Below are 22,604 nucleotides of genomic sequence, written 5' to 3'. Positions count from 1 at the left end.
TATGTCTGAAAAAAAATATCGGGTTGCGGTTATCGGTGGCGGAAGCTTCGGAACCTCTATTTCTAATATTATCGCTGATAATGGTCACGACATTTGTTTGTGGATGCGCCGCCAAGAAGCCGTGGATGAAGTCAATTCACAGCACAGCAATAGTGACTACTTGCCCAATATTGAGCTCAGCCCATCCCTTCGGGCAAGCTCAGATCTAGGTGAAGCCGTGTCGGCTTGTGATGTGATTTTTATGGCGGTGCCCAGCACACCTTGCCGTGGTGTCGCACGGCAACTAGCGGAATATATCGCGCCGGGTACCATTGTCGTCAGCACCACCAAAGGCATTGAGCTGGACAGTAATAAGCTGATGAGTGAAGTGTTGGGTGAAGAACTGCCAAATTGTCGTATTGGCGTGATGAGTGGTCCTAACCTGGCAAAAGAGCTCGCGGCCAGAATGATCACCGGTACGGTTATTGCCAGCCAAGACGAGTCTCTCATCAAGACCATTCAAGATTTGCTTCAGTGCGGTTATTTCAGGGTCTATGGCGGCAGCGATATGTATGGCGTTGAGTTGGCTGGGGCCTTAAAAAATGTTTATGCCATTACCTCTGGTCTGGCTGCAGCCATGGATTGTGGCCACAACACCATCAGCATGCTCATTACCCGAGCGCTGGCGGAGATGAGCCGCTATGCCGTGCAAAAGGGCGCTGACCCTATGACTTTTCTCGGTCTTGCTGGTGTCGGTGATCTGTTTGTGACCTGTACCTCGCCACTGAGTCGCAACTATCGGGTCGGTTATGAACTGGGTAAAGGCAAAACCATCGAAGAAGCAGTGGCAAGCCTTGGCCAAGTTGCAGAAGGCATCAATACGTTGAAATTGATGAAAGAGCAGTCTGATGCGCTGGGTATTTACATGCCCTTGGTCAATGGCTTGTACGAAATTGTTTACGAGGGTCGTTCAGTCAATGAAGTTATCGGCGGCATGATGTGGTCTGAGCAAAATCGCGATGTTGAATTTGCGACCAAATAACGGTTTACGCTAATGGAAGTCTTACTCATTCGTCACGGCGAGGCATCTTGGGATGCCAAATCCGATATGGAGCGTTGCTTAACTCAAAGGGGAGAGGAGCAGGCCGCTGCGGCTGGGCAATGGCTTCGTGAACAGGATTGGTTGCCCGATCAAATTTGGGTCAGTGCCTATCGACGCGCCCAGCAAACTGCGGCCATTTTGAGCGAAGGCTGGACTGGCCGCCGACGCATTATTGCCTCATTAACCCCCGATACGCCCCCAGCTGAACTAGAAACCCTGTTGGAAACCTTTCGAGGCGAAAGATTGCTTCTGGTTGGCCACAATCCGCTCTTCAGTAATTTGGTTGGCCATTGGCATGCGGGTAAGCCGGAGAGCTACTGGGGGTTACAACCGGCAAGCATGGCGCTGTTAACGGGCGATGTGTTTGCGGCGGGTACCGCAGATTTACAGTATCTACGGCACTTTCCCAACTACGACCACAATGGTCGATGACCCAGCGCCAACCGGAAGCCGTTGCCTATTGCGTTGACGGTTTAACATTGCGAGGTAAATGGTGGCCGGGCAGGGGGCAACCCATATTGGCTTTGCATGGTTGGTGGGATAACGCCGAAAGCTTCGATGCCCTCACATTGGCATTAGTAGATCGTCCCTTGTTGGCAATCGACCTTTTTGGACATGGCCATAGCGATCATAAACCCCGCTCCGGCAGCTACAGTATTTGGGATGACTTACGCGGGCTGGTACAACTCTGCCAACAACTGGGATATCCCAAGCTGACTCTAATGGGGCATTCTCGGGGAGCCATTATTGGCACTTTGCTTGCCAGTATCGCCCCAGACTATTTTGATCGTCTCATTTGTGTAGATGGTTTTGTTGCGGAACCCTTGGATGAGTCCGGGATAGTGACGCAATTAAAACATTATGTGGATGACTTTTCTCGAGTTAGTCGAGAGGACAAACCTTGCCCCAGCATCAATAAATTAATTGCCGCCCGCCGCCGGGATACCCTGGATATATCAGCAGCCTCGGCTGAAAAAATTATCCGTCGCAATATCCGTAAAGCGGATGACGGTCAGTATTACTGGCGCAGTGATAGACGGCTTGCGTGGGCATCGCCGCTTAAGCTAAGCCATGGTCAGTGGCAGGCGGTGGTTGATAGCTTGAAGTTGCCGGTGTTGATATTAGCGGCGACTGGGGGATTAGGTCCTAAACTTGCCGCGCTCGGGTTAAATTTACATACTAATATCCGTATCGAAAACATAAGCGGCGGCCATCATTGTCATATGGATGCACAAATGGCGGAGCATATTGCGGCTTTGATCCGGGCGTCTCAGCCTTAATTAAAAGGCCGATCTCCCACAAAATAATAAAGGCGACACAGCATCTTTAAGCATGAGTGACCTCACCAGCCCAGCCCAGCAAAGCCGTTTACGTCGACTTGCCCTTGCTGCTCAAGGATTGTTGCAGGCTCAAGCCTACGGTAGTGGTTTGGCGGGTGCGCGTAACGCGATTAAACATTTAGGTTATGTGCAGATTGATACCATATCGGTAGTGGAGCGGGCGCATCATCATGTTTTGTATTCCAGGGTGCCAAAATTTACTCCTGCAATGACCAACCAGCTGCTGCTCAATAGGGATATTTTTGAGTATTGGTCCCATGCCGCTGCGTTTCTGCCCATTGATGATTTTCGTTTCTCCTTGCCGTATAAGCACGCCATTAAAAACGGGCAAATACATTGGTATAAAACCCCTGATAAAAAGCTAATGGCTGAGTTGTTGCTGCGAATACGCAATGAGGGGCCATTACGTTCCCGGGATATAGCCTCCGATACCATAAACCGCGAAGGCTGGTGGGATTGGAAGCCTGCTAAAAAAGCCCTTGAGCAGTTGTATATGGAGGGCGAGCTGATGGTGAGCAGTCGGGAAGGGTTTCAAAAGGTCTATGACTTAACCGAACGGGTACTACCATCCCACGTTAATTCCAGCATGCCCAGTGTCGAGGAATTTGCAGCGCATCTGGTTGATCAGCAGTTGCGCTGCCATGGTCTGGTTTCTCTAAAAGGATTTACGTATCTGCGCCGAGATACGACGCTCCGGAACGCGGTAAAAAACCGGGTCCAAGAGGGCTTGGCGCAGGGCCTATTCGAAGAAGTGCAGATTGGCAGTGGTGATGTGTTTCTTGCCAAAGCCGGTACTCTCGATGGCCAGCTGCCACGGCTAAGTAATCGTCTTCAGATTTTGTCGCCATTCGATAACAGTGTTATTCAGCGCGACCGTCTCAGTGCACTGTTTAACTATGATTATCAGATTGAATGTTATGTTCCAGCAGCAAAACGTCGCTATGGGTATTTTTGCTTGCCCTTACTTTACCGGGATAAATTTATCGGTCGAATGGATTGCAAAGCGCATCGAAAAAACCGCCATCTAGAAATTAAAACGCTGCATTTTGAATCACATGATTTTGATGAGGATGCGCTAATAGCAGCTTTTATAACGGCAATTACCCGATTTTGTCAGTTTCAAGATTGTGACACGTTGTCTCTGACTACTGTTTACGCCAAAGGGCATAATCAGCGCTGGCGGCGTGCACTGAAACCCTTGGCTGGGTAGACCTTATTGTTAACGGCTTAGGGTGGGCCTAAATGGAGCCGTGTGCAATGACGGGCAAGAAGGTCGCCGCGCTGGTTTATTAGCAACTTGCGCGGCGGATGTCGGTTAGCTTCGTCGTTTGCTGCGGTTTATGGCTTGCGGATCAGCGACAAAAACTCATTTCGGGTTGCCTGATTCTCTTTGAACGCGCCCAGCATGGCACTGGTGCGCATAACTGAGTTCTGTTTTTCTACCCCACGCATCATCATGCACATATGTCGTGCTTCGATAATTACCCCAACGCCTTCGGCATTGGTGACGTCCATCATTGTGTTGGCAATTTGAGTGGTGAGGCCTTCTTGAATTTGCAGACGGCGAGCATACAGATCGACAATTCGGGCAACCTTGGACAGCCCGAGCACTTTGCCGTTGGGGATATAGGCAACATGACATTGACCAATAAACGGCAGCATATGGTGTTCGCAAAGCGAGTATAACTCGATGCCCGATACCACCACCATTTCGTTAAAGTCAGATTCAAATAGTGCGCCATTAACGACTTGGTCTACGTCTCGGCGGTAGCCTTCAGTTAAAAACTCAAAGGCTTTTGCGGCGCGTTTTGGGGTATCAATTAAGCCATCTCGGTCGGGATTTTCACCGATTTGTTTAATTATTTCTGCAAATGCTTTTTCCACGGCTTAATAATCCACACATAAAATATTAGTCGCGCATGGTAACAAGAAGCTTGAATCGGAGGCAATTAAAGCAAGGCGCGCGTTTGCAATGCTGCCGTAAAACAAGCTGTCAGTGTAAACTGTAAAAATTTGCCGAGGAAATAGTGTGAGCGGTCAAACTGATATCAAAAACGAACTCCATAGTCTGCGGGACTACCTGCGCTGGGGAATGAGTGAGTTTGGTCGGGCGGGCCTGTTTTTTGGCCACGGCAGCGACAATGCTTACGATGAGGCGCTGGTTTTACTTTCCCATGCTTTGAGTATGCCTATAGACAGTCCTGTCGATATGCTGGATGCGAGACTGACAGGAGCAGAAAAAGACGAGGTGATCGCCTTGTTTAAGCGCCGAGTAGAAGAGCGTCTGCCAGCAGCGTATTTAACCAAAGAAGCTTGGTTTGCGGGCCTGTCTTTTTACGTGGATGAGCGAGTGCTGGTACCGCGCTCGCCCATTGCTGAGCTTATTGAGAAGGGTTTTGAGCCTTGGCTGGGCGGTATTCAACTGCCCCGAATTTTAGATCTTTGCACTGGCAGCGGCTGTATTGGTATTGCCTGCGCCTATGCTTTTGAAGAGGCGATAGTCGATCTTGCTGACATCTCCCAAGATGCCTGTAATGTTGCCGCCATTAATATTGCCCGTCATGAACTTAATCATCGAGTAAATGTGTTGCAGTCCGATGTGTTTTCGGGATTGGCTGGGGAACGCTACCAGCTGATTGTCAGCAACCCGCCTTATGTTGACGAAGAAGACCTGGCAGATATGCCAGAAGAGTATCGTCGCGAGCCCGTGCTGGGTTTAACGGCAGGACGAGATGGCTTATCTATTACCCGACGTATTTTGCTGGAGGCGGCTAACTTTTTGAGCGATGACGGTTTGCTGGTAGTGGAAGTGGGTAATAGCTGTGTTGCCCTGGATGAAGCTTTTCCCGATGTCCCCTTCACTTGGCTGGAATTCGAACGAGGAGGGCATGGGGTATTTGTGATGAGCAAGTCCCAGCTGGTCGAATACGCGGCCTGTTTTGAGTCTATTCAGGATTCTGACTAATCCCTTGCTTTGCCGTATAATTTTCAGCCTTACTTAAATGGACTCAAATACCGGAATCTTCAATGTCAGGAAACACCGTCGGCAAACTGTTCACTGTTACCACCTTTGGCGAAAGTCATGGCCCCGCCCTGGGCGCGATTATCGATGGCTGCCCACCGGGGTTAAGCCTGTCTGAAGAGGATTTGCAGCGGGATTTAGACCGCCGCAAGCCGGGCACGTCACGCTACACTACCCAGCGCCGAGAAGCCGATCAGGTGCGGATTTTGTCCGGGGTATTTGAAGGCAAAACCACCGGAACGTCCATCGGGCTATTAATTGAAAATACAGATCAACGCTCCAAAGACTACGGCAAAATAAAAGATCGTTTTCGGCCCATGCACGCCGATTACAGCTATCAGCAAAAATACGGCTTTCGGGATTATCGTGGTGGCGGTCGGTCATCTGCCAGAGAAACGGCTATGCGGGTTGCTGCCGGTGCTATTGCTAAAAAATACCTGCAAGAAATTGCCGGTGTTACGGTGCGGGGGTTTTTGGCGCAATTGGGCCCCATCAAGGCTGAAAAATTGGATTGGGATTTGGTTGAAACCAACCCGTTTTTCTGTGCCGACGCGGATAAAATTCCAGAAATGGAAGCTTATATGCAAGCCCTGCGCAAGTCCGGTGACTCTATTGGCGCCCGCTTGACGGTGGTGGCCAATAATATGCCCGTGGGCTTGGGGGAGCCGGTATTTGATCGACTTGACGCCGATATTGCTCATGCATTGATGGGCATTAATGCAGTAAAAGGTGTAGAGATCGGCGCGGGCTTTGACTGTGTCGACGCCAAAGGCAGTGAGCACCGTGACGAACTCACTCCCGATGGGTTCACCTCGAATAATGCCGGCGGCATTTTGGGGGGGATTTCCAGCGGCCAAGATTTGCTCGCCCACATCGCCTTAAAACCCACCTCCAGTATTTTGGTGCCAGGCCAAACCATCGACACCGAGGGCAAGCCTGTGGATGTGGTGACGACTGGCCGGCACGACCCCTGTGTGGGTATAAGAGCGGTGCCGATTGCCGAGGCCATGGTGGCAATTGTGTTGATGGATCATTATTTGCGCCATCGCGCCCAAAATGCTGAAGTGCATTCGGCGACGCCGGTAATTCCTGCCGCCAAACCTTGATCTCTATGCTCTCAGGGGTCCCATATTGGCGGCTATCGGGCTTTTACTTTTTTTATTTTGCGCTACTAGGTACCTGGCTGCCGTATTGGGCCTTGTACCTTAAATCGCTTAACTTCAATTCTGCTGAAATTGGTTTGCTGTCCGGATTGGTGATGGCAACTAAAATCATTGCGCCCAATGTGTGGGGCTGGCTGGCTGATCGCTATTCCTGTCGCACAAGGATTATTCGGGTGGGCGCCTTTCTCGCTGCGGTGGCATTTTCTGGTGTGTATCTGCGGCAGGACTTTTGGTGGCTGGGCGGTGTTGTGGTCGTTTACAGTTTTTTCTGGAACGCAGTACTTGCCCAATTCGATGTTTTGACCCTGTCGCATCTCGCTGGACGCTATGCTCGCTATAGCCAAATTCGTGTATGGGGTTCAATCGGTTTTATTGGCGCGGTGATGGGGGTGGGCTGGTGGCTCGATAAGCACCCGATTGTGCACCTGCTTTATATGATCAGCTTATTGTTGAGTGCAATCTGGGTAGCGAGTTTATTGGTTGGGGAAAAAGCCGAGACCAATAGTGATAAAAACCATGAGCGGGGTTCACTGGCCAAGATTTTGCGACAACCTGCAGTGATCGGCTTTTTTGCCGTGTGTTTTCTATTGCAGGTTTCCCACGGCCCGTATTACACCTTTTTCAGCATTTTCCTAGAAGATAAAGGCTATTCCAAAGCGCTTACGGGTGGTCTGTGGTCGCTGGGGGTGGTTGCTGAGGTGTTGCTGTTTTTGGTCATGCACCGTTTGATGGCTAAGGTCTCGTTGCGACATATCATTCTCGCCAGTCTAGGGTTGGCCGCGTTGCGTTGGTTTTTAATCGGTTGTTATGTCGATGTGCTCCCCGTGTTGGTGTTTGCTCAGTGCCTACACGCTGCTAGCTTTGGGAGTTTTCACGCGGCAGGTATTGAAGCGGTTCGGTATTTTTTTCCCGGCCATCACGGTCAAGGCATGGCATTGTACAGCGGCTTAAGTTTTGGTGCGGGTGGCGCAAGCGGCGCATTGCTCAGTGGCTGGGCGTGGGATATCAGTCCCTTGCTGTGTTTTGCGGCGGCGGCCTTTGCGGCCGCGTTGGCGATGGCGATTGCCTGGCGAAGCCTGTCGACATCCGCATTGGAAGCAGGCCGTGATGAAAAACCTGTGGTTTGAACAGGCCCAAGGGCGTGGTTTGTTGGCAAACTGAGGGAATTAAAGCGCTGGTTGTAAACATCGGGCTTTTGTAGACTGCAAAAGTGATATAAGCGAGGTGGTGTGGCATGGCAGGTGAGTCTGTAGTCTACGGTTGTATTACGGATATGATTTATTTGGATGATCGTGTCGATATTGGTGAGCGGCGCCGTTTGAACAGCGAAGCCATGGCAGCGTTACCCAGTTCAGAAGATTGGCCATTGCTGTGCAAAGAGATGTTTTCTTCTCCTCAACGAGCGGTAGATCTGGGTGCTTGTCAAACCGATGTGATTCACTTTGGCAGTTCTTACAAAGGCGTGGAACACGAGTGGAGTACGTGGCTCAAAGAATTTGAAGCCTTGCTAGACAAGATGTTTTGGGCGTCGGCCACGGTACATCTGCAAACGGCCTTCAGTGGCAGCCACACCTTTGTTTGGCAGGCAGAAGATGAGGTACATCATCCCGGCGGGGCAGCTGGACGCCTGCGTTGTGAATGGATTAAAGAAGATAGTTTGGCTTAGGCCGCGTCCTTGCTCCCCGGTCGACTATTTTGATATAGAGGTAAAATGAAACAATATTTAGCGGTGTATAAACGCTATCGCACACCGGTATTGGCGGTGCTGGCCACTTTAATGTTGGTGGGGTCTGCGGTTTGGAGTTTTGATATTCCCTGGCAGGTGATAGCGGAGTATTTTGTTATTTGTATGTTGGGCGTGGCCGTGATCGCGGTTGCGGCAGGGATATTGGTGGCGATTATAAAAGCGCTGCGTTAGCGGCGCTCGGGCTCATCAGTACTGATATCTACCCCCAGTTTTTCGGCAATTTCATCTAATTGATCAAACAGTTCATCCAGTGCCGTTTCTGGCGGAATCTCTACCAGAAACCGAGCTTCAAACAAGGGGTCCCCCGACATAGGTGCACTGGTCACATTGGAACTCATTTCTCGAACATTGATTTGGCCCTGTTTTAAAGCCCTGCCAATTTCCAACACAATGCCAGTGCGGTCAGGTCCAAGTACATACAGAGCCTGGGTGTCCAGGCTGTTGTGATGTTTTTGACTTCCGGTTTGCAGGGTAACGGCGAGGCCGTCTTCGGTCAGGGCATGTAAAGCTGTGCTAAAGCCGTCCAGTTTGGCGGTGGGCAATTCCACTTTTGCGATGCCGGCAAACTGTCCTGCTAATTGCACCATTCGGCTTTCCAGCCAGTTGCCCCGGTGTGCGGTAACGATATCTGCCAGACGTTCTACCAGGCCGGGACGGTCAGCGCCAATGAAGGTAAAGACTAGTGTGCTGTTCACAGAAAAACCTCGTTTACTTTATTGTTTGAGCTGGGTCGCATTGTTGTCGAAAATCGAGAAGTGCTGCAATAGCACCTCGAAGGAGTGCTAGAGTATAGCCATAAATGCGCTGGGCTTGCATACTACTTCGACAATGGGCTTGATACATCAACAGGTTTTGAAAGGGCTTTTTGGTACTTGAAATAATAAAGCCTGATTTATGGATAATACCCCGCGGACAAAAGCCGTGGCTTTAATGCTAGCGACCACCACAATTGCTGAGAGGAATAACATGAAATCAGTTTTGCGTAACAGTACTTCTGGTAAGTTGGTAATGGGGGTGGCGCTACTTGTGGTGAGTTGTTGGTCTAGCGCTGCTGAAGAAGGCAAGCAGCTTTCTTGGTCGGGGGTGTTAGATGCTGAGCATCGGCAGGCGGGAAACAGTGACCGGGATCGTTATCGGCATCCGCTAAAAACCTTAACGTTTTTTGGTCTTCAGCCCTGCGATACCGTTGTCGAGCTATGGCCCGGTGGCGGTTGGTATACCGAGATTCTGGCACCAGTATTAAAAGACTGCGGCAAGTTGTATACCGCGCATTTTGCGACGGATAGCAAAGTCGCCTTTTTTACTAAATCCAGAGCAAAATTTGATCAAAAGATCAGCGCCAATCCAAAAGTCTACGGCAAAGTGGAGGTTACAACCTTGCAGGCGCCGGGTTCGGTAGCGATTGCTCCCCCTGAAAGTGCCGATAAAGTGCTTACCTTTAGAAATGTCCATAACTGGTTAAAGGCAGATAGCGCAGAAGCGGTATTTAAAGCGGCGTTTGATGCATTAAAGCCGGGTGGTATTTTAGGTGTAGTTGAGCACAGGGCATCACTCGGTACATCCTTAAAAGATATGAAAAGCAGCGGTTATGTTACCGAGGACCAGGTTATTGCGTTGGCAGAGTCCGCAGGCTTTTTACTATTGGACCGCAGCGACATTAACGCCAACCCTGCCGATAAGCATGACTATCCCGCCGGGGTGTGGACCTTGCCGCCAAGCTTGCGCTTGGGTGAGAAGGATAAAGACAAGTATCTTGAAATTGGCGAGAGTGATCGCATGACCTTGAAGTTTGGTAAACCCGTTTATGAATGATTATGTCGAAATCCCTTGGCAAAGATTAAGCACAGAAGCCTTTGACGGCATGTTGGAAGAACTCGTAAGCCGGGACGGAACGGATTACGGTGAAGAGGAGTGCAGTCGAGAAGAAAAGTTAGCGCAGCTGCGGCTCGCCCTTGAAGAAGGGCGGGCGGCCATTGCTTTTTGCCCTGAGCAAGAAAGCTGGGCAGTGGTACCCAAAAAATAATCTGACAAACAGAGTAGAAAAAACATTGAGTGTGGAAAAACAACAAGTGGATACACCGGAAGCCGATGAGGTTCTGGATACTTGCGGATTATTTTGCCCAGAGCCGGTCATGATGTTGCATAACAAAGTACGGGATATCCCAGTGGGGGCGGTACTGGAAATTATCGCGACAGACCCAGCCACCCAGCGAGATATCCCCAAGTTTTGTCATTTCCTGGGCCACGAGTTACTGGCCCAAGAGGTTGACGGCAAGTTGTTTCGTTACTGGCTCAAAACCTCTTAGCGGCCTATTTGGCCAGTGGTTAACGTAACAATTGTTGTAGCGCCCGTGTTGCAACCTGACCGCCCGCTTTAATTTGATTGGCAATGTGATACTGAAAAAAGTAGCGGAATTGGCTGCTGCTTTCCGCCGAATAAAGGCAGGGGTCGCCAGCCAGTACCGGTAGCGAGGTTACCTTATCTTTGTCGACGATCATGGCTTCCATGCGGCCGTCGCTAAACAGTTGCCAGCTTATTACCGGCTCCAGGTTAAACTCCTGTCGCTCGGGGCTGATCATTGCGGCATGGCTTCCGATGAGGTCGGGAACCTCCTGCAGTAATGTAACTTCTTGAGTGTTGAGCAAAGGGTATTCCTCCAGCGCTGCCTCATATTGCGGCGGTATTTCGCTAAAGGTTCGCTTCATTGCGGCATTGTAATAGCCCTGTGATTTACCGCTGTCGGCATCAATCAGGTCAGTGCAGCGAGAGATACCCTTGAGCCAAGGCACCAAAGCAACGTAACTGCCGTCGGCAAGCTGGGCCCAGCAAAGAATTTTAATGGCAAAGAGTTTGTCCCGGGAAAGGGCGTGATGACTGTAGAGAAGGCAGTTACCTTCAAAGTCGGGTACGATCCGCAAGATCTTGCGGTTGTCCGGCAGCTCGCTGGGCCGGGGGAAGGGGATAATGGTCGCCGATGAAGGCCTGCCTGTATTACGTGGAGCCATAATTACTTCCTCACGTATTGGGCGTCGCGGCGGAACCGCAACACAGTCCCTTTCTGTTAAAATTACTCCTTGTTGCTTTGTTTGCCAATACTTAGATCGTTTTTATCTATGAATGTCTATTACTTCGCTTATGGTTCAAATATGAACTCGGCCCGTATGAAGGCTAGGGGTTTGGTCTTTTCTGCGGGTCAGGCAGCCGTATTGCCGGGCTACCGCTTAGCATTTAACAAGCAATCTCACAGTCGGCCGACAGTGGCTTACGCTAATATCGTGCCTGCGTCTCAGCGCTGGGTTGAGGGGGTGGTTTACCAACTCGATTCGGAGCAAGAACTGCTTAAAATGGATGTGTTTGAGGGCACGCCGGTGCGCTACAGTCGCGAGCGAATGTTGCTACAAGTTGGGGAGTCGGTGCAGGGCGCTTGGGTTTATACGGCCAATCCCGCGTTTATCAATAATCAGTTGTTGCCTGAGAGCAACTATTTGGCGCACCTGTTGGCAGCAAAAAACCACTTGTCTGCAGATTATCTCTATTGGCTGCAAACCCACCCCTGCATTTCGTCTGCCTGTGCAGGAGGAGACGACGGGTTGATATTCAATGTTTGACGCTTCTGACGGTGAATCCTCTTTCGTCACTCCCAGTGCCGATGCTATTGCCAGGGTGTTTAATGACACTTTTCTGGCCAGCCATAACACACGTTTGGTGGGGGGTGGCGATGAGCCCCTGTATCAGCCTGCTTCGGCAAGCGGAGAAGAGCACCAGATTATTTTTCGAGCAGACTACCCGGCAAGTGCTCTACACGAGGCAGCTCATTGGTGTATTGCCGGTGCAAGACGCCGGTTGTTGGAGGACTATGGCTACTGGTACTCCCCAGATGGCCGTGATGAGCTCAGCCAAAAATTATTTGAGCAGGTGGAGGCTAAGCCCCAAGCACTGGAGTGGTTGTTTAGCCAGGCTGCAGGACTGCCCTTTAATGTCAGTGTCGATAATCTTGATGGTGCTGGAGAGTTTGATACCTTGCCCTTTAAACGTGCGGTATGGCAGCAGCTTAGGGTTTATCTTGAAAACGGTTTGCCGGGCAGGGCCGCGGTTTTTCGGCAAGCTTTGGCAGCGGCATTTTCGACTTCTGCCTGCCCGGTACTGTCTATCAACAACGCTTCACCCCGAGATATTTCAATCCGGGATTTTTCTTTTGCGGCGTTGACTTAAAACTCCAGCTTGGAATGGTCGAATGAAAATTGTGGTGGACGAAAATATCCTTGGCGCAACCGCGGCATTCCAACAGTTTGGGGAGGTTCAGCTCTGCCAAGGCCGGACGCTAAGGTCTGAAACTTTGGGAGACGCTGAAGTATTGATTGTTCGTTCGGTGACGCCAGTGAACGCGGATCTGTTAAAGGGCAGTCAGGTTAAATTCGTGGGTTCCTGCACTATTGGCACAGACCATATGGACCTGGATTACTTACAGGAACACGGCATTGCCTACTGCAATGCGCCGGGGTCTAATGCCGACTCTGTTGTTGATTATGTGCTCAGTGCCATGGTGGCGCTACCGGGCCTGTTGACGCGGTTGCTCAATGGCGAACGGGCGGGAATTATTGGTTTGGGCAATGTGGGTGGCCGGGTGGCCGCCCGGCTGCGCGCGCTGGGCATTGCCTGTGATGGTTATGATCCTTTTGTAAACCCAGAGCAATACGATTTTCTGCAAAACCTGGAGACTTTGCAGCGTTGCCATGTGATTTGCATGCACACCCCTTTAACCATCAGTGGTCCTTATCCTAGTCGGCATATGTTGTCGTTGCAGTGGTTGCAAGCCTTGCCCCAAGGCGCAACGCTCATTAACGCAGGAAGAGGGGCAGCACTCGATACCGATGTGTTGTTGGCGCTTAAACAGCAGCGTAACGATATTAATCTGGTGCTGGATGTGTGGGAGGGGGAGCCCTCGGTCAATCGACAGCTGGCTGAACAATGTGTTTTCGCGACGCCCCATATAGCGGGCTACAGCGCGGACGGTAAAATTAATGGCGTGGGGCAGGTCGCGAAAGTGCTGGCTGATTTTTTAGGCAGACCGGTGATGGATTTTACCCTGCCAGCAGACATGCTTGAGACGCCAAAAATCGCACTGGGGCAGGGCTGTCAAGAAGATCAAATTCGCCATGCGGTGAGAGCCATCTACGATATTCGTGACGATGATCGCTGCTTTCGGCAAACCTTGAAGAGTGATAATCCCGCTGCTGGGTTTGATTTGTTGCGTAAAAACTATCCATTACGCCGGGAATTAAAAACCGCCAGTTTGGTGGACAAGCAGACTAGGAATGCTAGCGATACCCACTTATTTGCGGCGTTGAGCGGTCAAAGCCTTGTGGGCGGAATTGGAATATGAGTATTCAGCGCAGTTTTAAACTTGGTTTGATTGTTAACCCCTATGCGGGCATGGGCGGGCCTCTAGGCCAGAAAGGCAGCGACTTATTGGCGTCTAAGACGGATGCCCGCGACGATAATCGTGCTGCCGCTCGAGGGCTGCGCTGCTTAAAAATGTTGGCAGAAAGTGGTTTGGCGATTGAGGTGTTGGGCTTTGACGGTCTCATGGCGGGCGCGCTGGCAAAGGAAGCCGGGCTGCCATTTCAGTCAGTTGGCAGGCCACAAAACACGCTTCGCAGTTATCCTGAGGATACCGAGAATGCTGCAGCACGTTTAAAGGCTGAGCCCGTAGATTTAATTTTATTTATAGGCGGTGATGGCACGGCAAGAGATGTATGTCGTGGCGTTGGTGAACATTTTCCGGTGTTGGGCTTGCCCGCAGGTGTCAAAATGCACTCGGGGGTCTACGCCATTAGCCCCGAGTCTGCGACAGAAATCATTTTGGGACTGATTAACGGCGAGCTGGTGGAGCTTGCCCAGCGGGAAGTCAGAGATATTGATGAAGCGGCCTTTACCAGCGGCGCGGTCCGGTCACGCTATTTTGCCGAGATGCTAGTGCCTGCGCTGGGTGGATTTCTACAAAACGTCAAAATTGCTGGCAGGGAGTCGGAAGAGTTGGTGTTGACGGATATCGCCGATTATCTGTTGGAAGAAATGACGGGCGACTGCCTTTATCTTATCGGCCCCGGTAGTACCACCGAAGCTATTATGGACAGGATGGGCCTGAGGAATACGCTGCTGGGGTTTGATGCAGTTTTGGCGGGGGAGCTACTGGACAGTGATGTTGATGCGGCAGCTATTGCCAACATAGTGGACCAACACCACGGACCGGTAAAAGTGGTGATAACCTTGATCGGTGGTCAGGGCCATATTTTAGGCCGGGGCAACCAACAATTAACGCCAGCGCTGATCCGGCGTATTGGTCGCGATAACTTTATGATTGTTGCCAGCAAAGGCAAGATAAGCGCGCTGGCAGCTCGCCCCTTGTTGGTCGATAGTAACGATCCAAAACTGGATAAAGAATGGGAGGGTTTTATTCCGGTAATCACAGGCTATCGCGATACGATTCTTTACCCGGTGGGCTTAGGCCATGAACTAAGGAGTGAGCACAGCCATGAGTGAGGCGCTAATAGCCGGTGAGGCGTTTGAATTAGAAAACGAAGCGCCGCACTGGTTAAGTCGAATTGAGTCGAGTGACGAGCCCATGCGCCTGTTTCACGGCCGGGGACAATGCTACCCCGGTTGGGAATGATTAACGATTGATTACTTTAAACCTCTACTGTGGATTGTCTGTTATCGGCCGCCGGAACCAGAACAGTGGCAGGCTTTATCGGCGTTGCTAAAAGCAAGGTTTGAGGGAGTTTGCAGTGCCGCTGTTGTTCAGAATCGTTATGATAAACCTGCAGTAAGTTATTGCTTATGGGGAGAAATTCCTCCGGAAAATATTGTTGTAGAAGCGGGGGCTAAATTTAAAGTTCAGCTTGAAGGTCGGCAAAATATCGGCTACTTCATGGACATGGCGCCCCAGCGACAATGGCTTGGCGAGCGGATTGACGGACGTCGAGTGCTAAACTTATTTGCATATACCTGTGCTTTTTCGGTGGCGGCGGCGCAAGCCGGTGCCAGCGAGGTTCTGAACGTTGATATGAGCAAATCGGCGCTGCGCCAAGGGCAGGTCAATCATGGTTTAAATGGCCTGGATAGTGGAGATTGTAAGCTGCGTTTTGGGGCCTGGGATGTGATGCGGTCATGGGGGCGACTGCGTAAGGCCGGTCCTTTTGATGTGATTATTTGTGACCCGCCGTCACGTCAGGCTGGTAGCTTTGATGCCGAAAAAGACTACGCTAAGTTAATTCGTCGTTTACCGGATTTGTTGGCGCCGGGGGCGGATTTATTGATGTGTTTAAATGCGCCGTATCTCCCCGATGCTTTTTTACAGGATTTGATGGCCGAGCATTTTCCAGGGGCAGAGTTTCAGTCCCGGTTACCGGGGCGGACGGATTTTCCAGAAAAAGACCCGGAGCGGGCGCTCAAGGTCTTGCACTATTGTTGGCCGGGTTAAAAGCGCAATCGCTTGTCGAGAGAGCGTGTTTAACCGGCCTGGACGGACTACTGTGCTGCGATACGACGGTGTAGTTGCTTGCGGTAACCTTCAAGAAAGCGCCCAAAACGGAAGATGGCATCGCTTAAGTCCACCTTGTTGGGCAAAAATACGATGCGTAAATGATCGGGTTTGTGCCAGTTAAAACCCCGTCCTTGAACCAGTAAGATTCTTTCCTGATTCAATAAATCCAACACCAGTTGCTCGTCGTCGACGATGGGGTAAACCTCGGGGTCTAGACGCGGAAACATGTAGATCGCCCCCGCGGGTTTGGTGCAGCTTACCCCCGGAATATCGTTAAGCATGTTATAGGCAATATCCCGTTGCTCTAAAAGGCGGCCGCCGGGCAGAATTAGCTCATTGATGCTTTGGTAGCCCCCCAGTGCGGTTTGTATCGCGTGCTGGGCGGGAACGTTGGCGCACAGGCGCATGGAGGACAGAATATTTAAGCCCTCGATATAGTCTTTTGCTTCGTCTTTGGCGCCGGAAACAATCATCCAGCCGCTGCGAAAGCCTGCCAGCCGATAGGCTTTAGAGAGGCCGTTAAAGGTTAGGCATAATACGTTTTCTGACAAGCTGCCCAGTGGAATATGGACCGCTTCGTCAAAGAGGATTTTGCTGTAAATTTCGTCGGCAAAAATCACCAGCTTGTGTTTCTCAGCAATGGCGACCAACTGTTCCAGCATTTCACGGCTATAAACCGCGCCGGTGGGGTTGTTGGGGTTAATGATGACAATGGCCCGTGTGTTTTGGGTAATTTTGGACTCAATGTCATCAATGGACGGCTGCCAGCCATTGTCTTCGTCACAGAGGTAGTGCACCGGCTTCGCGCCAGAGAGTGACACTACCGCTGTCCATAACGGGTAGTCGGGGGCGGGGATGAGTACTTCATCGCCAATATTTAACAGTGCCTGGGTCGCCATGGTGATTAACTCACTGGCACCATTGCCTAAGTAAATATCGCCAACTTCGACATTGGGAATGCCGATTTTTTGGCATTCTTGCATTACCGCTTTGCGTGCTGAGTAGAGGCCCTTGGAGTCGCTGTAGCCTTCGCTCTCTGGCAACATCCGAATAACGTCCTGAATAATTTCATCTGGCGCATTAAAACCAAAAGGCGCAGGGTTGCCGATATTCAGCTTAAGAATGCGGTAGCCTTCTTCCTCCAGCTCGTTGGCGCGCTGGAGAACGGGGCCGCGAATGTCGTAGCACACATTGCTTAATTTTTTGGATTTGTAATAACGGTCCATGCTGCTCATCTTATCTGGCGGCTCGCCAGATTATTGGGAATCTTGGGCGTGCTTGACCGGCTGCGGCCAGCACGTATGCTGTTGCTGATTATACGGGCTTGAATAGGGCTAAGTGGAGGACTTTTAATGGAAAAAATCGTGAAAAGCGACGCCGAGTGGCGCAGTGAGCTCCCCGACGAAGTGTATGCCGTGTGCAGAGAGCAGGGGACTGAGCGACCCTTTACCGGCAAATATAATGATGAAAAAGCGGTAGGAGTCTATCGCTGCCGGTGTTGTGGTGAGCCTTTATTTGCCTCTGACGCTAAATACGATTCCGGTTCTGGCTGGCCAAGCTTTTACGCACCGGCCACGGCAGAGGCGGTAGAAGTTAACCGGGATGTCAGTCACGGCATGGTTCGAGAAGAAGTGGTCTGTGCTCGTTGCGACGCCCATCTTGGGCATGTTTTTAACGACGGTCCCGCGCCAACCGGTTTGCGTTACTGTATTAACTCTCTATCGCTTAACTTGGATAAGCAGGAAGACTAAGGTCTTCATTTGCGAGGAAAATTTGCCAAATTGCATTTTTTACCCCGATATTGCAAAAGCTGCTTGACGAGGCGGTGCTGGCTCCCTAAAATTCGCGCCACTTTCAAGCATCAACGGCTCGTAGCTTGAAAGGTTTGCGGCGTCCCCTTCGTCTAGTGGCCTAGGACACTGCCCTTTCACGGCAGTAACAGGGGTTCGAGTCCCCTAGGGGACGCCATTAAATTTCACTGAATCGAGAGCGGTTTTCGATTTGGTTACGTTCGACTTGGCAACGAGCGTGAATAGAAGCTTTGGCTTCTTTATTAGGTTCAGCTTCACTAGTAGATTAGATGGATATCGGTCTTGACGAAGTGGAGGAGTGTCACTAAAATTGCCGCCTCTTTTAGAGTGCGCAGTATTAGTACACACTGAAAGACTTGCGGCGTCCCCTTCGTCTAGTGGCCTAGGACACTGCCCTTTCACGGCAGTAACAGGGGTTCGAGTCCCCTAGGGGACGCCATTTATTCGCACTTTCGAGTGCAAGTTCTGCTGGTGTTAATCGCACTATCAGAATGAGAGCGTTTAGATATTAGTCTTAAGCTCTATGGAATATGCGGGATTAGCTCAGTTGGTAGAGCGGTACCTTGCCAAGGTACAGGTCGTCGGTTCGAGCCCGATATCCCGCTCCAATTAAAAAGCGAACCTTCATGGTTCGCTTTTTTTATGCCCGTTATTTTGTCCCATATTGTGATGAAATGGGGGGGTAAGCGGCGTTAAACCGCTTTGGAATCTGCCCGATTTTCAGTGCATGCCAAAAGCCTGGGCGCGAATCTCCCGGTAGTTGGCGGCCTCGGCTTGAAAATAGCGCTCTTCAATCAGTTGGTAACGTTCAAGCTCTTCATCGCCGAGATAATGCAGGCATTGGCCACCGCAAAACCACAGTAGGTCGCGGTGCATCAATGGGGTGATATCCGGGTAATGACTTATGATTCGTTGTAGGATGTCGCCACCAAGATCCACGTAGTCGGTTTTTTGACCAAACTGCTTCAGTAGCGTGTCCAGGTCATTTAGCAACTGTTCGTTGCTTTCTTCGCTGTGGCCGAGATGGCCAGCGACCTTGTCTTTGCATTGCTTCTGCAATTCGGAAAACAACTGGTAAAAATATTCGTTACGACTTTGCACGTGGCCCCCTTTAGTGAAAAAGCCGCTGCAGTGTATTCGAAGTAGCTGCCGTGGCAAAATAGTCGGTTTTTATATCTGTTTTAATTGGATGGGCAATTATGCTTCCAGCCTTGGAAATTTCGGGTTTACGTAAAGTGTACGGCAATGGCTTTGAAGCGCTTAAAGGCATTGACCTTAAGGTGGCCGAAGGGGATTTCTTTGCCCTGCTAGGCCCCAATGGGGCCGGAAAGTCGACCACTATCGGCATTATTTGCTCATTGGTTAGAAAAACCAGCGGTGATGTAGCGGTATTTGGCCATTCCATTGACAGCGATCTGGCCGCGGCCAAACGTGAGATTGGTGTGGTTCCCCAAGAGTTTAATTTCTCAAACTTTGAATCGGTGTGGGATATCGTCGTCAATCAGGCGGGATATTACGGCTTGCCCCGGTCGATGGCGGGGGAGCGAGCTGAAAAATATCTACGCAAGCTGGGTTTGTGGGATAAGCGTCATTCGGCTTCACGGATGTTGTCTGGCGGCATGAAACGCCGCTTGATGATTGCACGGGCGCTGGTTCATGAACCACGGTTACTTATTTTGGACGAGCCTACGGCTGGGGTGGATATCGAGCTGCGGCGGTCTATGTGGCAGTTTCTGACAGATATTAATCGCGAGGGCACCACGATTATTCTTACCACCCATTATCTGGAAGAGGCCGAGAGTCTCTGCCGGAATATCGCCATTATTGATGATGGCAATATTGTCGAAAACACCAATATGAAGAGCTTGTTGAAGCAGCTGCAAAGAGAAGTTTTTATTTTGGATGTGAAAGAACCCGTGCCTGCAGAAATTAGTTTGGATGGCTTTGAGGTTCGACGTACTGATGAACAAATGCTGGAGGTGGTATTAGAAAAAGGCCGCTCTCTCAATGAAGTATTTGACGCCCTTGCCGCACAGAACATCGTGGTAACGAGCATGCGTAATAAAGCGAATCGTTTGGAAGAGCTGTTTGTGTCTCTTCTGGCGAACAAATAATCGCCGGGGTTTGAGGTAAAAGATGACGTATTCTGAGCAGTGGATTGCATTTAGCACCATCGTCCGCAAGGAAATTAGGCGGTTTTTGCGGATCTGGATGCAAACCTTATTGCCACCAGCCATCACTATGTCGCTGTATTTTGTTATTTTTGGAACGCTGATTGGTTCCCGTATCGGCCAAATGGGTGGCTTCACCTATATGGAGTTTGTGGTGCCGGGGCTGATTATGATGTCGGTGATCACCAACGCTTATTCCAATGTGGTGTCTTCATTTTTTGGCGCTAAATTTCAGCGTTTTGTCGAAGAAATACTGGTTTCTCCCATGAGTAATGCCACCATTTTATGGGGCTTTGTGTTAGGTGGGGTTGCTCGGGGATTGGGAGTGGGATTGATTGTGACCTTGTTGTCACTGTTTTTCACGGACTTGGATATTACCCACCCTTTTATCACGGTGGCGATTGTGGTGATGACCTCAATCTTGTTTTCGCTGGCCGGATTTATTAATGCGGTCTTTGCCAATAATTTTGACGATGTTTCTATTGTCCCGACTTTCATCTTAACGCCGCTGACGTATTTAGGTGGGGTGTTTTATTCCATCGACCTGCTTCCCGAGTTTTGGGCGAATGTCTCCCGGCTAAATCCCATGTTGTATATCGTAAATGCGTTTCGCTACGGTGTGCTGGGTGTATCCGATGTTAATGTGAGTACGGCCTTCGTCATGGTGGGAGGCTTTACTGTGGTTGCCTACGGCCTGTGCATGTATTTGCTGAGTCGTGGCACCCGTTTGCGTCAATAATCCCGGAGAAGTCTTGTGAGTGTGTCTACAGGTCATGGCCCGTTAGGGGAGAGTGTTGTTTACCCTGACAGCTATCGCCCGGATGTATTGTTTGCCATTGCCCGGCAATCCGGCAGGGATGCTCTTGATGCTCAATTTACCTTTTACGGTGCCGATGTCTGGACTGCCTACGAAATATCGTGGTTAGACTTAAAAGGTAAGCCCCAGGTAGCCTGTGGCAAATTTGTGATAGCTGCCAGTTCAGACAGTATCGTCGAGTCCAAATCGTTTAAGCTGTACCTCAATTCTTTTAATCAGCACCGCCTAGAAAGTAAGGCCGAGCTGGAGGCCCTGCTGATAAGTGACCTGAGTGCCTGCACCGGCTGCAGGGTAGCGGTTCAGCTTTTTACTCCCGATGAGTGGCATGCGCTGTCGATTAATGGCGAGCCTCTTGGCCGGTGCTTGGACGGCCTGGATGTCGCGCCACAGCAATATCATCCTTCGGCTGAGCTGCTACGGTGTGATGATACCCAGAAGGCGTCAGAGCAGCTTTACAGCCATTTGCTGCGTTCACGCTGCCCGGTGACCAGTCAGCCAGACTGGGCCAGTATTATCATTGATTATTCAGGGCCGAAAATCGATGAAAAGGCGCTGCTGCTATATCTCATCTCTTTTCGTGAGCACGATGATTTCCACGAGCACTGTGTCGAGCGAATTTTCCATGATCTGAGCCAGCATTGCCGCCCCGACAGCTTGACCGTATCGGCGCGCTATTTGCGAAGAGGAGGCCTGGACATCAACCCTTGGCGAAGCAGTGATCCCTCATTGATACTGCCCAATCACCGCCTTTTGCGACAATAAAACCTCGTTATTGCGCGATGGTATAAGGGCCTGTTCACACTAATCCGATTATTACTGTTGTGGCTAAAAAAGCATCAATCTAGGCGCGAAGAGCGTAGTTTGCTTATTCCAAATAAGCGATAAGCAACGACGAGTGGTGCTTTTTTAGCCACAACCCGTAGGGCTGGGGCCATTTTTGCCCCCAGCGTTGTTGCCAGCCACTTGTTTAGAGTGACTAAACGGCGCGTCTGGCGCCTAGCCGGGGGCAAAAATGACTTCCGGCAGTGACAATTGGATTAGTGTGAATAGGCCCTAGGCTAATGTGATCTTTTTCGCATTTTTGGATTAGCTAGGTAATTCACCGGATATTTACAGGCGATGTGTTTTGCCCAAACTAAGGTGAATAGCGGCTAAAAAGTTGGGCGTTAGGGTGATTATTGCCGCTTATCTGGTGGGGTACGATGCAAACGGTCAGTTTTGCCATCTGGTGGTAGACAAGTTGCCCTTTGCTGGACGGCTTGAGCTTACGGCGGAGTTATTACTTCACGACCACAGTTTGTCGCCACCGGTTTTTGATCTTGTTATTGCTTCAGCTAACCCCGCAGAAGCCGTTCTTTGTTTGCCTGCGCTTCCTAATAAAGTGGTGTGGTTCTGTGAGCAAGACCAAAACCTGGCTGTTCTTGAATTAGCCTCTATGAACGAAATCAGTGTGTGGGTGCAGCGCAATGCTGATGCCCCTTAAAATTAGAATCGATTTTATGAGACAGCGTTAATTTTTCAAGACGGTGGTCATCGCCTGGAGGGCAAAGATATGGCATTTAATCAAACGCAACGAGCACTGCATTATACCGTGTGCGGCCCCAATGCCAGCGTATCGATTCAGCTTCATCCCAAGCAGTTGAGTTACGGTGCCAATTTTCTCACCCAGATACCTTCATCGATGCTGCCATCGGTAAATGCGGATGAGCGTTGTGGCTTAGGCAATAAAGAAATGCGCTATTTTATCGATTTGGCCCAGCGCCGATCTCCATTATAAATCCTTTATCTTCTATCCATGTAATACGGTGCTTTCCAGCGACGTTGCGGCTGTTTATGATGTAGCGCCACGCTTATAGGATAGGAGCCCATCTGTGTTTGACAGCCTGCACCGGCAAGCCATTGTGA

The 22,604-nt window shown here is 50.5% G+C and carries 29 protein-coding genes and 3 tRNA genes; 27 read left to right on the top strand and 5 right to left on the bottom strand.

Annotated elements, in window-relative coordinates:
• Position 1 precedes the first annotated feature (1 nt).
• The 4 genes from IMCC21906_RS10890 to IMCC21906_RS10875 are packed head-to-tail and all read left to right on the top strand — an operon-like array spanning position 2 to position 3,631.
• The gene (locus tag IMCC21906_RS10890; protein ID WP_047012187.1) at positions 2–1,021 is read left to right on the top strand and encodes an NAD(P)H-dependent glycerol-3-phosphate dehydrogenase; all 1,020 of its coding nucleotides are present in this window, start codon (positions 2–4) and stop codon (positions 1,019–1,021) included.
• A 12-nt stretch (positions 1,022–1,033) separates the two neighbouring features.
• On the top strand, positions 1,034–1,513 hold the full coding sequence (gene sixA / locus IMCC21906_RS16365; RefSeq protein ID WP_052763499.1) for a phosphohistidine phosphatase SixA: 480 nt from the start codon (positions 1,034–1,036) through the stop codon (positions 1,511–1,513).
• Positions 1,510–2,361 (top strand): alpha/beta hydrolase, encoded by an 852-nt coding sequence (locus IMCC21906_RS10880; RefSeq protein ID WP_047012186.1) that lies wholly within the window; start codon positions 1,510–1,512, stop codon positions 2,359–2,361. The genes sixA and IMCC21906_RS10880 overlap by 4 nt, the downstream gene beginning before the upstream one ends.
• Positions 2,362–2,413: 52 nt before the next feature.
• A complete protein-coding gene (locus tag IMCC21906_RS10875; RefSeq protein WP_047012185.1) occupies positions 2,414–3,631 on the top strand; it encodes a winged helix-turn-helix domain-containing protein in 1,218 nt (405 codons plus the stop codon).
• 128 nt (positions 3,632–3,759) lie between these two features.
• Here IMCC21906_RS10875 and folE read toward each other — a convergent pair whose 3' ends face one another.
• On the bottom strand, positions 3,760–4,305 hold the full coding sequence (gene folE / locus IMCC21906_RS10870) for a GTP cyclohydrolase I FolE (RefSeq protein WP_047012184.1): 546 nt from the start codon (positions 4,303–4,305) through the stop codon (positions 3,760–3,762).
• 145 nt (positions 4,306–4,450) lie between these two features.
• On the opposite strand from folE, the gene prmB reads away from it, so the two are divergent.
• The 5 genes from prmB to IMCC21906_RS10845 all read left to right on the top strand — a co-directional run bounded on the left by prmB (position 4,451) and on the right by IMCC21906_RS10845 (position 8,524).
• Positions 4,451–5,386 (top strand): 50S ribosomal protein L3 N(5)-glutamine methyltransferase, encoded by a 936-nt coding sequence (gene prmB / locus IMCC21906_RS10865; RefSeq protein ID WP_082117451.1) that lies wholly within the window; start codon positions 4,451–4,453, stop codon positions 5,384–5,386.
• Between the two features lie 62 nt (positions 5,387–5,448).
• Positions 5,449–6,549, top strand: coding sequence for a chorismate synthase (gene aroC / locus IMCC21906_RS10860; RefSeq protein ID WP_047012183.1), 1,101 nt, complete (start codon positions 5,449–5,451; stop codon positions 6,547–6,549).
• A 5-nt stretch (positions 6,550–6,554) separates the two neighbouring features.
• Complete coding sequence (locus IMCC21906_RS10855) at positions 6,555–7,733, top strand: MFS transporter (RefSeq protein ID WP_047012182.1); 1,179 nt, start codon at positions 6,555–6,557, stop codon at positions 7,731–7,733.
• A gap of 107 nt (positions 7,734–7,840) precedes the next feature.
• Complete coding sequence (locus tag IMCC21906_RS10850) at positions 7,841–8,272, top strand: hypothetical protein (RefSeq protein WP_047012181.1); 432 nt, start codon at positions 7,841–7,843, stop codon at positions 8,270–8,272.
• Between the two features lie 45 nt (positions 8,273–8,317).
• Entirely contained in the window at positions 8,318–8,524 is a 207-nt protein-coding gene (locus tag IMCC21906_RS10845) for a hypothetical protein (RefSeq protein ID WP_047012180.1), read from the top strand.
• Here the strand turns inward: IMCC21906_RS10845 and IMCC21906_RS10840 are convergent.
• Positions 8,521–9,048: a glycine cleavage system protein R gene (locus IMCC21906_RS10840; RefSeq protein WP_047012179.1), complete on the bottom strand. Its 528-nt coding sequence runs from the start codon at positions 9,046–9,048 to the stop codon at positions 8,521–8,523. The two genes, IMCC21906_RS10845 and IMCC21906_RS10840, sit on opposite strands and share 4 nt — an antisense overlap.
• Positions 9,049–9,319: 271 nt before the next feature.
• On the opposite strand from IMCC21906_RS10840, the gene IMCC21906_RS10835 reads away from it, so the two are divergent.
• From IMCC21906_RS10835 to tusA, 3 genes are read left to right on the top strand one after another with little or no spacing between them, the layout of a single operon-like run.
• The gene (locus tag IMCC21906_RS10835; RefSeq protein ID WP_047012178.1) at positions 9,320–10,165 is read left to right on the top strand and encodes a class I SAM-dependent methyltransferase; all 846 of its coding nucleotides are present in this window, start codon (positions 9,320–9,322) and stop codon (positions 10,163–10,165) included.
• Positions 10,158–10,376 (top strand): YheU family protein, encoded by a 219-nt coding sequence (locus IMCC21906_RS10830; protein WP_047012177.1) that lies wholly within the window; start codon positions 10,158–10,160, stop codon positions 10,374–10,376. Before IMCC21906_RS10835 ends, IMCC21906_RS10830 begins: the two co-directional genes overlap by 8 nt.
• Before the next feature lie 31 nt (positions 10,377–10,407).
• Positions 10,408–10,659: a sulfurtransferase TusA gene (gene tusA / locus IMCC21906_RS10825; protein WP_047013353.1), complete on the top strand. Its 252-nt coding sequence runs from the start codon at positions 10,408–10,410 to the stop codon at positions 10,657–10,659.
• A 19-nt stretch (positions 10,660–10,678) separates the two neighbouring features.
• Here tusA and IMCC21906_RS10820 read toward each other — a convergent pair whose 3' ends face one another.
• Positions 10,679–11,359, bottom strand: coding sequence for a hypothetical protein (locus IMCC21906_RS10820; protein WP_052763498.1), 681 nt, complete (start codon positions 11,357–11,359; stop codon positions 10,679–10,681).
• Between the two features lie 108 nt (positions 11,360–11,467).
• Between IMCC21906_RS10820 and IMCC21906_RS10815 the strand changes: the two genes are divergently transcribed.
• From IMCC21906_RS10815 to IMCC21906_RS10795, 6 genes are read left to right on the top strand one after another with little or no spacing between them, the layout of a single operon-like run.
• The gene (locus tag IMCC21906_RS10815) at positions 11,468–11,962 is read left to right on the top strand and encodes a gamma-glutamylcyclotransferase family protein (RefSeq protein ID WP_047012176.1); all 495 of its coding nucleotides are present in this window, start codon (positions 11,468–11,470) and stop codon (positions 11,960–11,962) included.
• Complete coding sequence (locus IMCC21906_RS10810; protein WP_047012175.1) at positions 11,955–12,566, top strand: elongation factor P hydroxylase; 612 nt, start codon at positions 11,955–11,957, stop codon at positions 12,564–12,566. The genes IMCC21906_RS10815 and IMCC21906_RS10810 overlap by 8 nt, the downstream gene beginning before the upstream one ends.
• A gap of 22 nt (positions 12,567–12,588) precedes the next feature.
• The gene (locus IMCC21906_RS10805; protein ID WP_047012174.1) at positions 12,589–13,737 is read left to right on the top strand and encodes a 4-phosphoerythronate dehydrogenase; all 1,149 of its coding nucleotides are present in this window, start codon (positions 12,589–12,591) and stop codon (positions 13,735–13,737) included.
• On the top strand, positions 13,734–14,897 hold the full coding sequence (locus IMCC21906_RS10800) for an ATP-NAD kinase family protein (RefSeq protein ID WP_047012173.1): 1,164 nt from the start codon (positions 13,734–13,736) through the stop codon (positions 14,895–14,897). Before IMCC21906_RS10805 ends, IMCC21906_RS10800 begins: the two co-directional genes overlap by 4 nt.
• A complete protein-coding gene (locus IMCC21906_RS16850) occupies positions 14,890–15,027 on the top strand; it encodes a hypothetical protein (RefSeq protein ID WP_156166031.1) in 138 nt (45 codons plus the stop codon). The genes IMCC21906_RS10800 and IMCC21906_RS16850 overlap by 8 nt, the downstream gene beginning before the upstream one ends.
• Positions 15,028–15,033: 6 nt before the next feature.
• Positions 15,034–15,837: a class I SAM-dependent methyltransferase gene (locus tag IMCC21906_RS10795; RefSeq protein WP_082117450.1), complete on the top strand. Its 804-nt coding sequence runs from the start codon at positions 15,034–15,036 to the stop codon at positions 15,835–15,837.
• A gap of 47 nt (positions 15,838–15,884) precedes the next feature.
• Here the strand turns inward: IMCC21906_RS10795 and IMCC21906_RS10790 are convergent, their stop codons facing one another.
• Positions 15,885–17,126, bottom strand: coding sequence for a pyridoxal phosphate-dependent aminotransferase (locus tag IMCC21906_RS10790; RefSeq protein ID WP_047013351.1), 1,242 nt, complete (start codon positions 17,124–17,126; stop codon positions 15,885–15,887).
• A gap of 126 nt (positions 17,127–17,252) precedes the next feature.
• Between IMCC21906_RS10790 and msrB the strand changes: the two genes are divergently transcribed.
• The 4 genes from msrB (at position 17,253) to IMCC21906_RS10770 (ending at position 18,319) form a co-directional block, all read left to right on the top strand.
• Entirely contained in the window at positions 17,253–17,651 is a 399-nt protein-coding gene (gene msrB, locus IMCC21906_RS10785; RefSeq protein ID WP_047012172.1) for a peptide-methionine (R)-S-oxide reductase MsrB, read from the top strand.
• 141 nt (positions 17,652–17,792) lie between these two features.
• Positions 17,793–17,868, top strand: a tRNA-Glu gene (locus IMCC21906_RS10780).
• 206 nt (positions 17,869–18,074) lie between these two features.
• Positions 18,075–18,150, top strand: a tRNA-Glu gene (locus IMCC21906_RS10775).
• Between the two features lie 93 nt (positions 18,151–18,243).
• Positions 18,244–18,319: transfer RNA gene (locus IMCC21906_RS10770), tRNA-Gly, on the top strand.
• A gap of 112 nt (positions 18,320–18,431) precedes the next feature.
• Here IMCC21906_RS10770 and IMCC21906_RS10765 read toward each other — a convergent pair.
• A complete protein-coding gene (locus IMCC21906_RS10765; protein ID WP_052763496.1) occupies positions 18,432–18,812 on the bottom strand; it encodes a PA2817 family protein in 381 nt (126 codons plus the stop codon).
• 98 nt (positions 18,813–18,910) lie between these two features.
• Between IMCC21906_RS10765 and IMCC21906_RS10760 the strand changes: the two genes are divergently transcribed.
• From IMCC21906_RS10760 to IMCC21906_RS10740, 5 genes are all read left to right on the top strand, one after another.
• Positions 18,911–19,825: an ABC transporter ATP-binding protein gene (locus IMCC21906_RS10760; protein WP_047012171.1), complete on the top strand. Its 915-nt coding sequence runs from the start codon at positions 18,911–18,913 to the stop codon at positions 19,823–19,825.
• Between the two features lie 22 nt (positions 19,826–19,847).
• A complete protein-coding gene (locus tag IMCC21906_RS10755; protein ID WP_047012170.1) occupies positions 19,848–20,621 on the top strand; it encodes an ABC transporter permease in 774 nt (257 codons plus the stop codon).
• Positions 20,622–20,636: 15 nt separating this feature from the next.
• Positions 20,637–21,461, top strand: a complete 825-nt coding sequence (gene queF, locus IMCC21906_RS10750) for an NADPH-dependent 7-cyano-7-deazaguanine reductase QueF (protein ID WP_231580255.1) — start codon at positions 20,637–20,639, stop codon at positions 21,459–21,461.
• A 409-nt stretch (positions 21,462–21,870) separates the two neighbouring features.
• Positions 21,871–22,182 carry a hypothetical protein gene (locus IMCC21906_RS10745; protein ID WP_047012169.1) on the top strand — a complete coding sequence of 104 codons (312 nt, stop codon included), beginning with the start codon at positions 21,871–21,873 and terminating at the stop codon, positions 22,180–22,182.
• 69 nt (positions 22,183–22,251) lie between these two features.
• Positions 22,252–22,476 carry a hypothetical protein gene (locus tag IMCC21906_RS10740; RefSeq protein WP_047012168.1) on the top strand — a complete coding sequence of 75 codons (225 nt, stop codon included), beginning with the start codon at positions 22,252–22,254 and terminating at the stop codon, positions 22,474–22,476.
• Positions 22,477–22,604 lie beyond the last annotated feature (128 nt).

This window comes from Spongiibacter sp. IMCC21906, assembly GCF_001010805.1.
Taxonomy (GTDB): domain Bacteria; phylum Pseudomonadota; class Gammaproteobacteria; order Pseudomonadales; family Spongiibacteraceae; genus Spongiibacter.
This window is presented reverse-complemented; position numbering and strand designations above follow the sequence as displayed.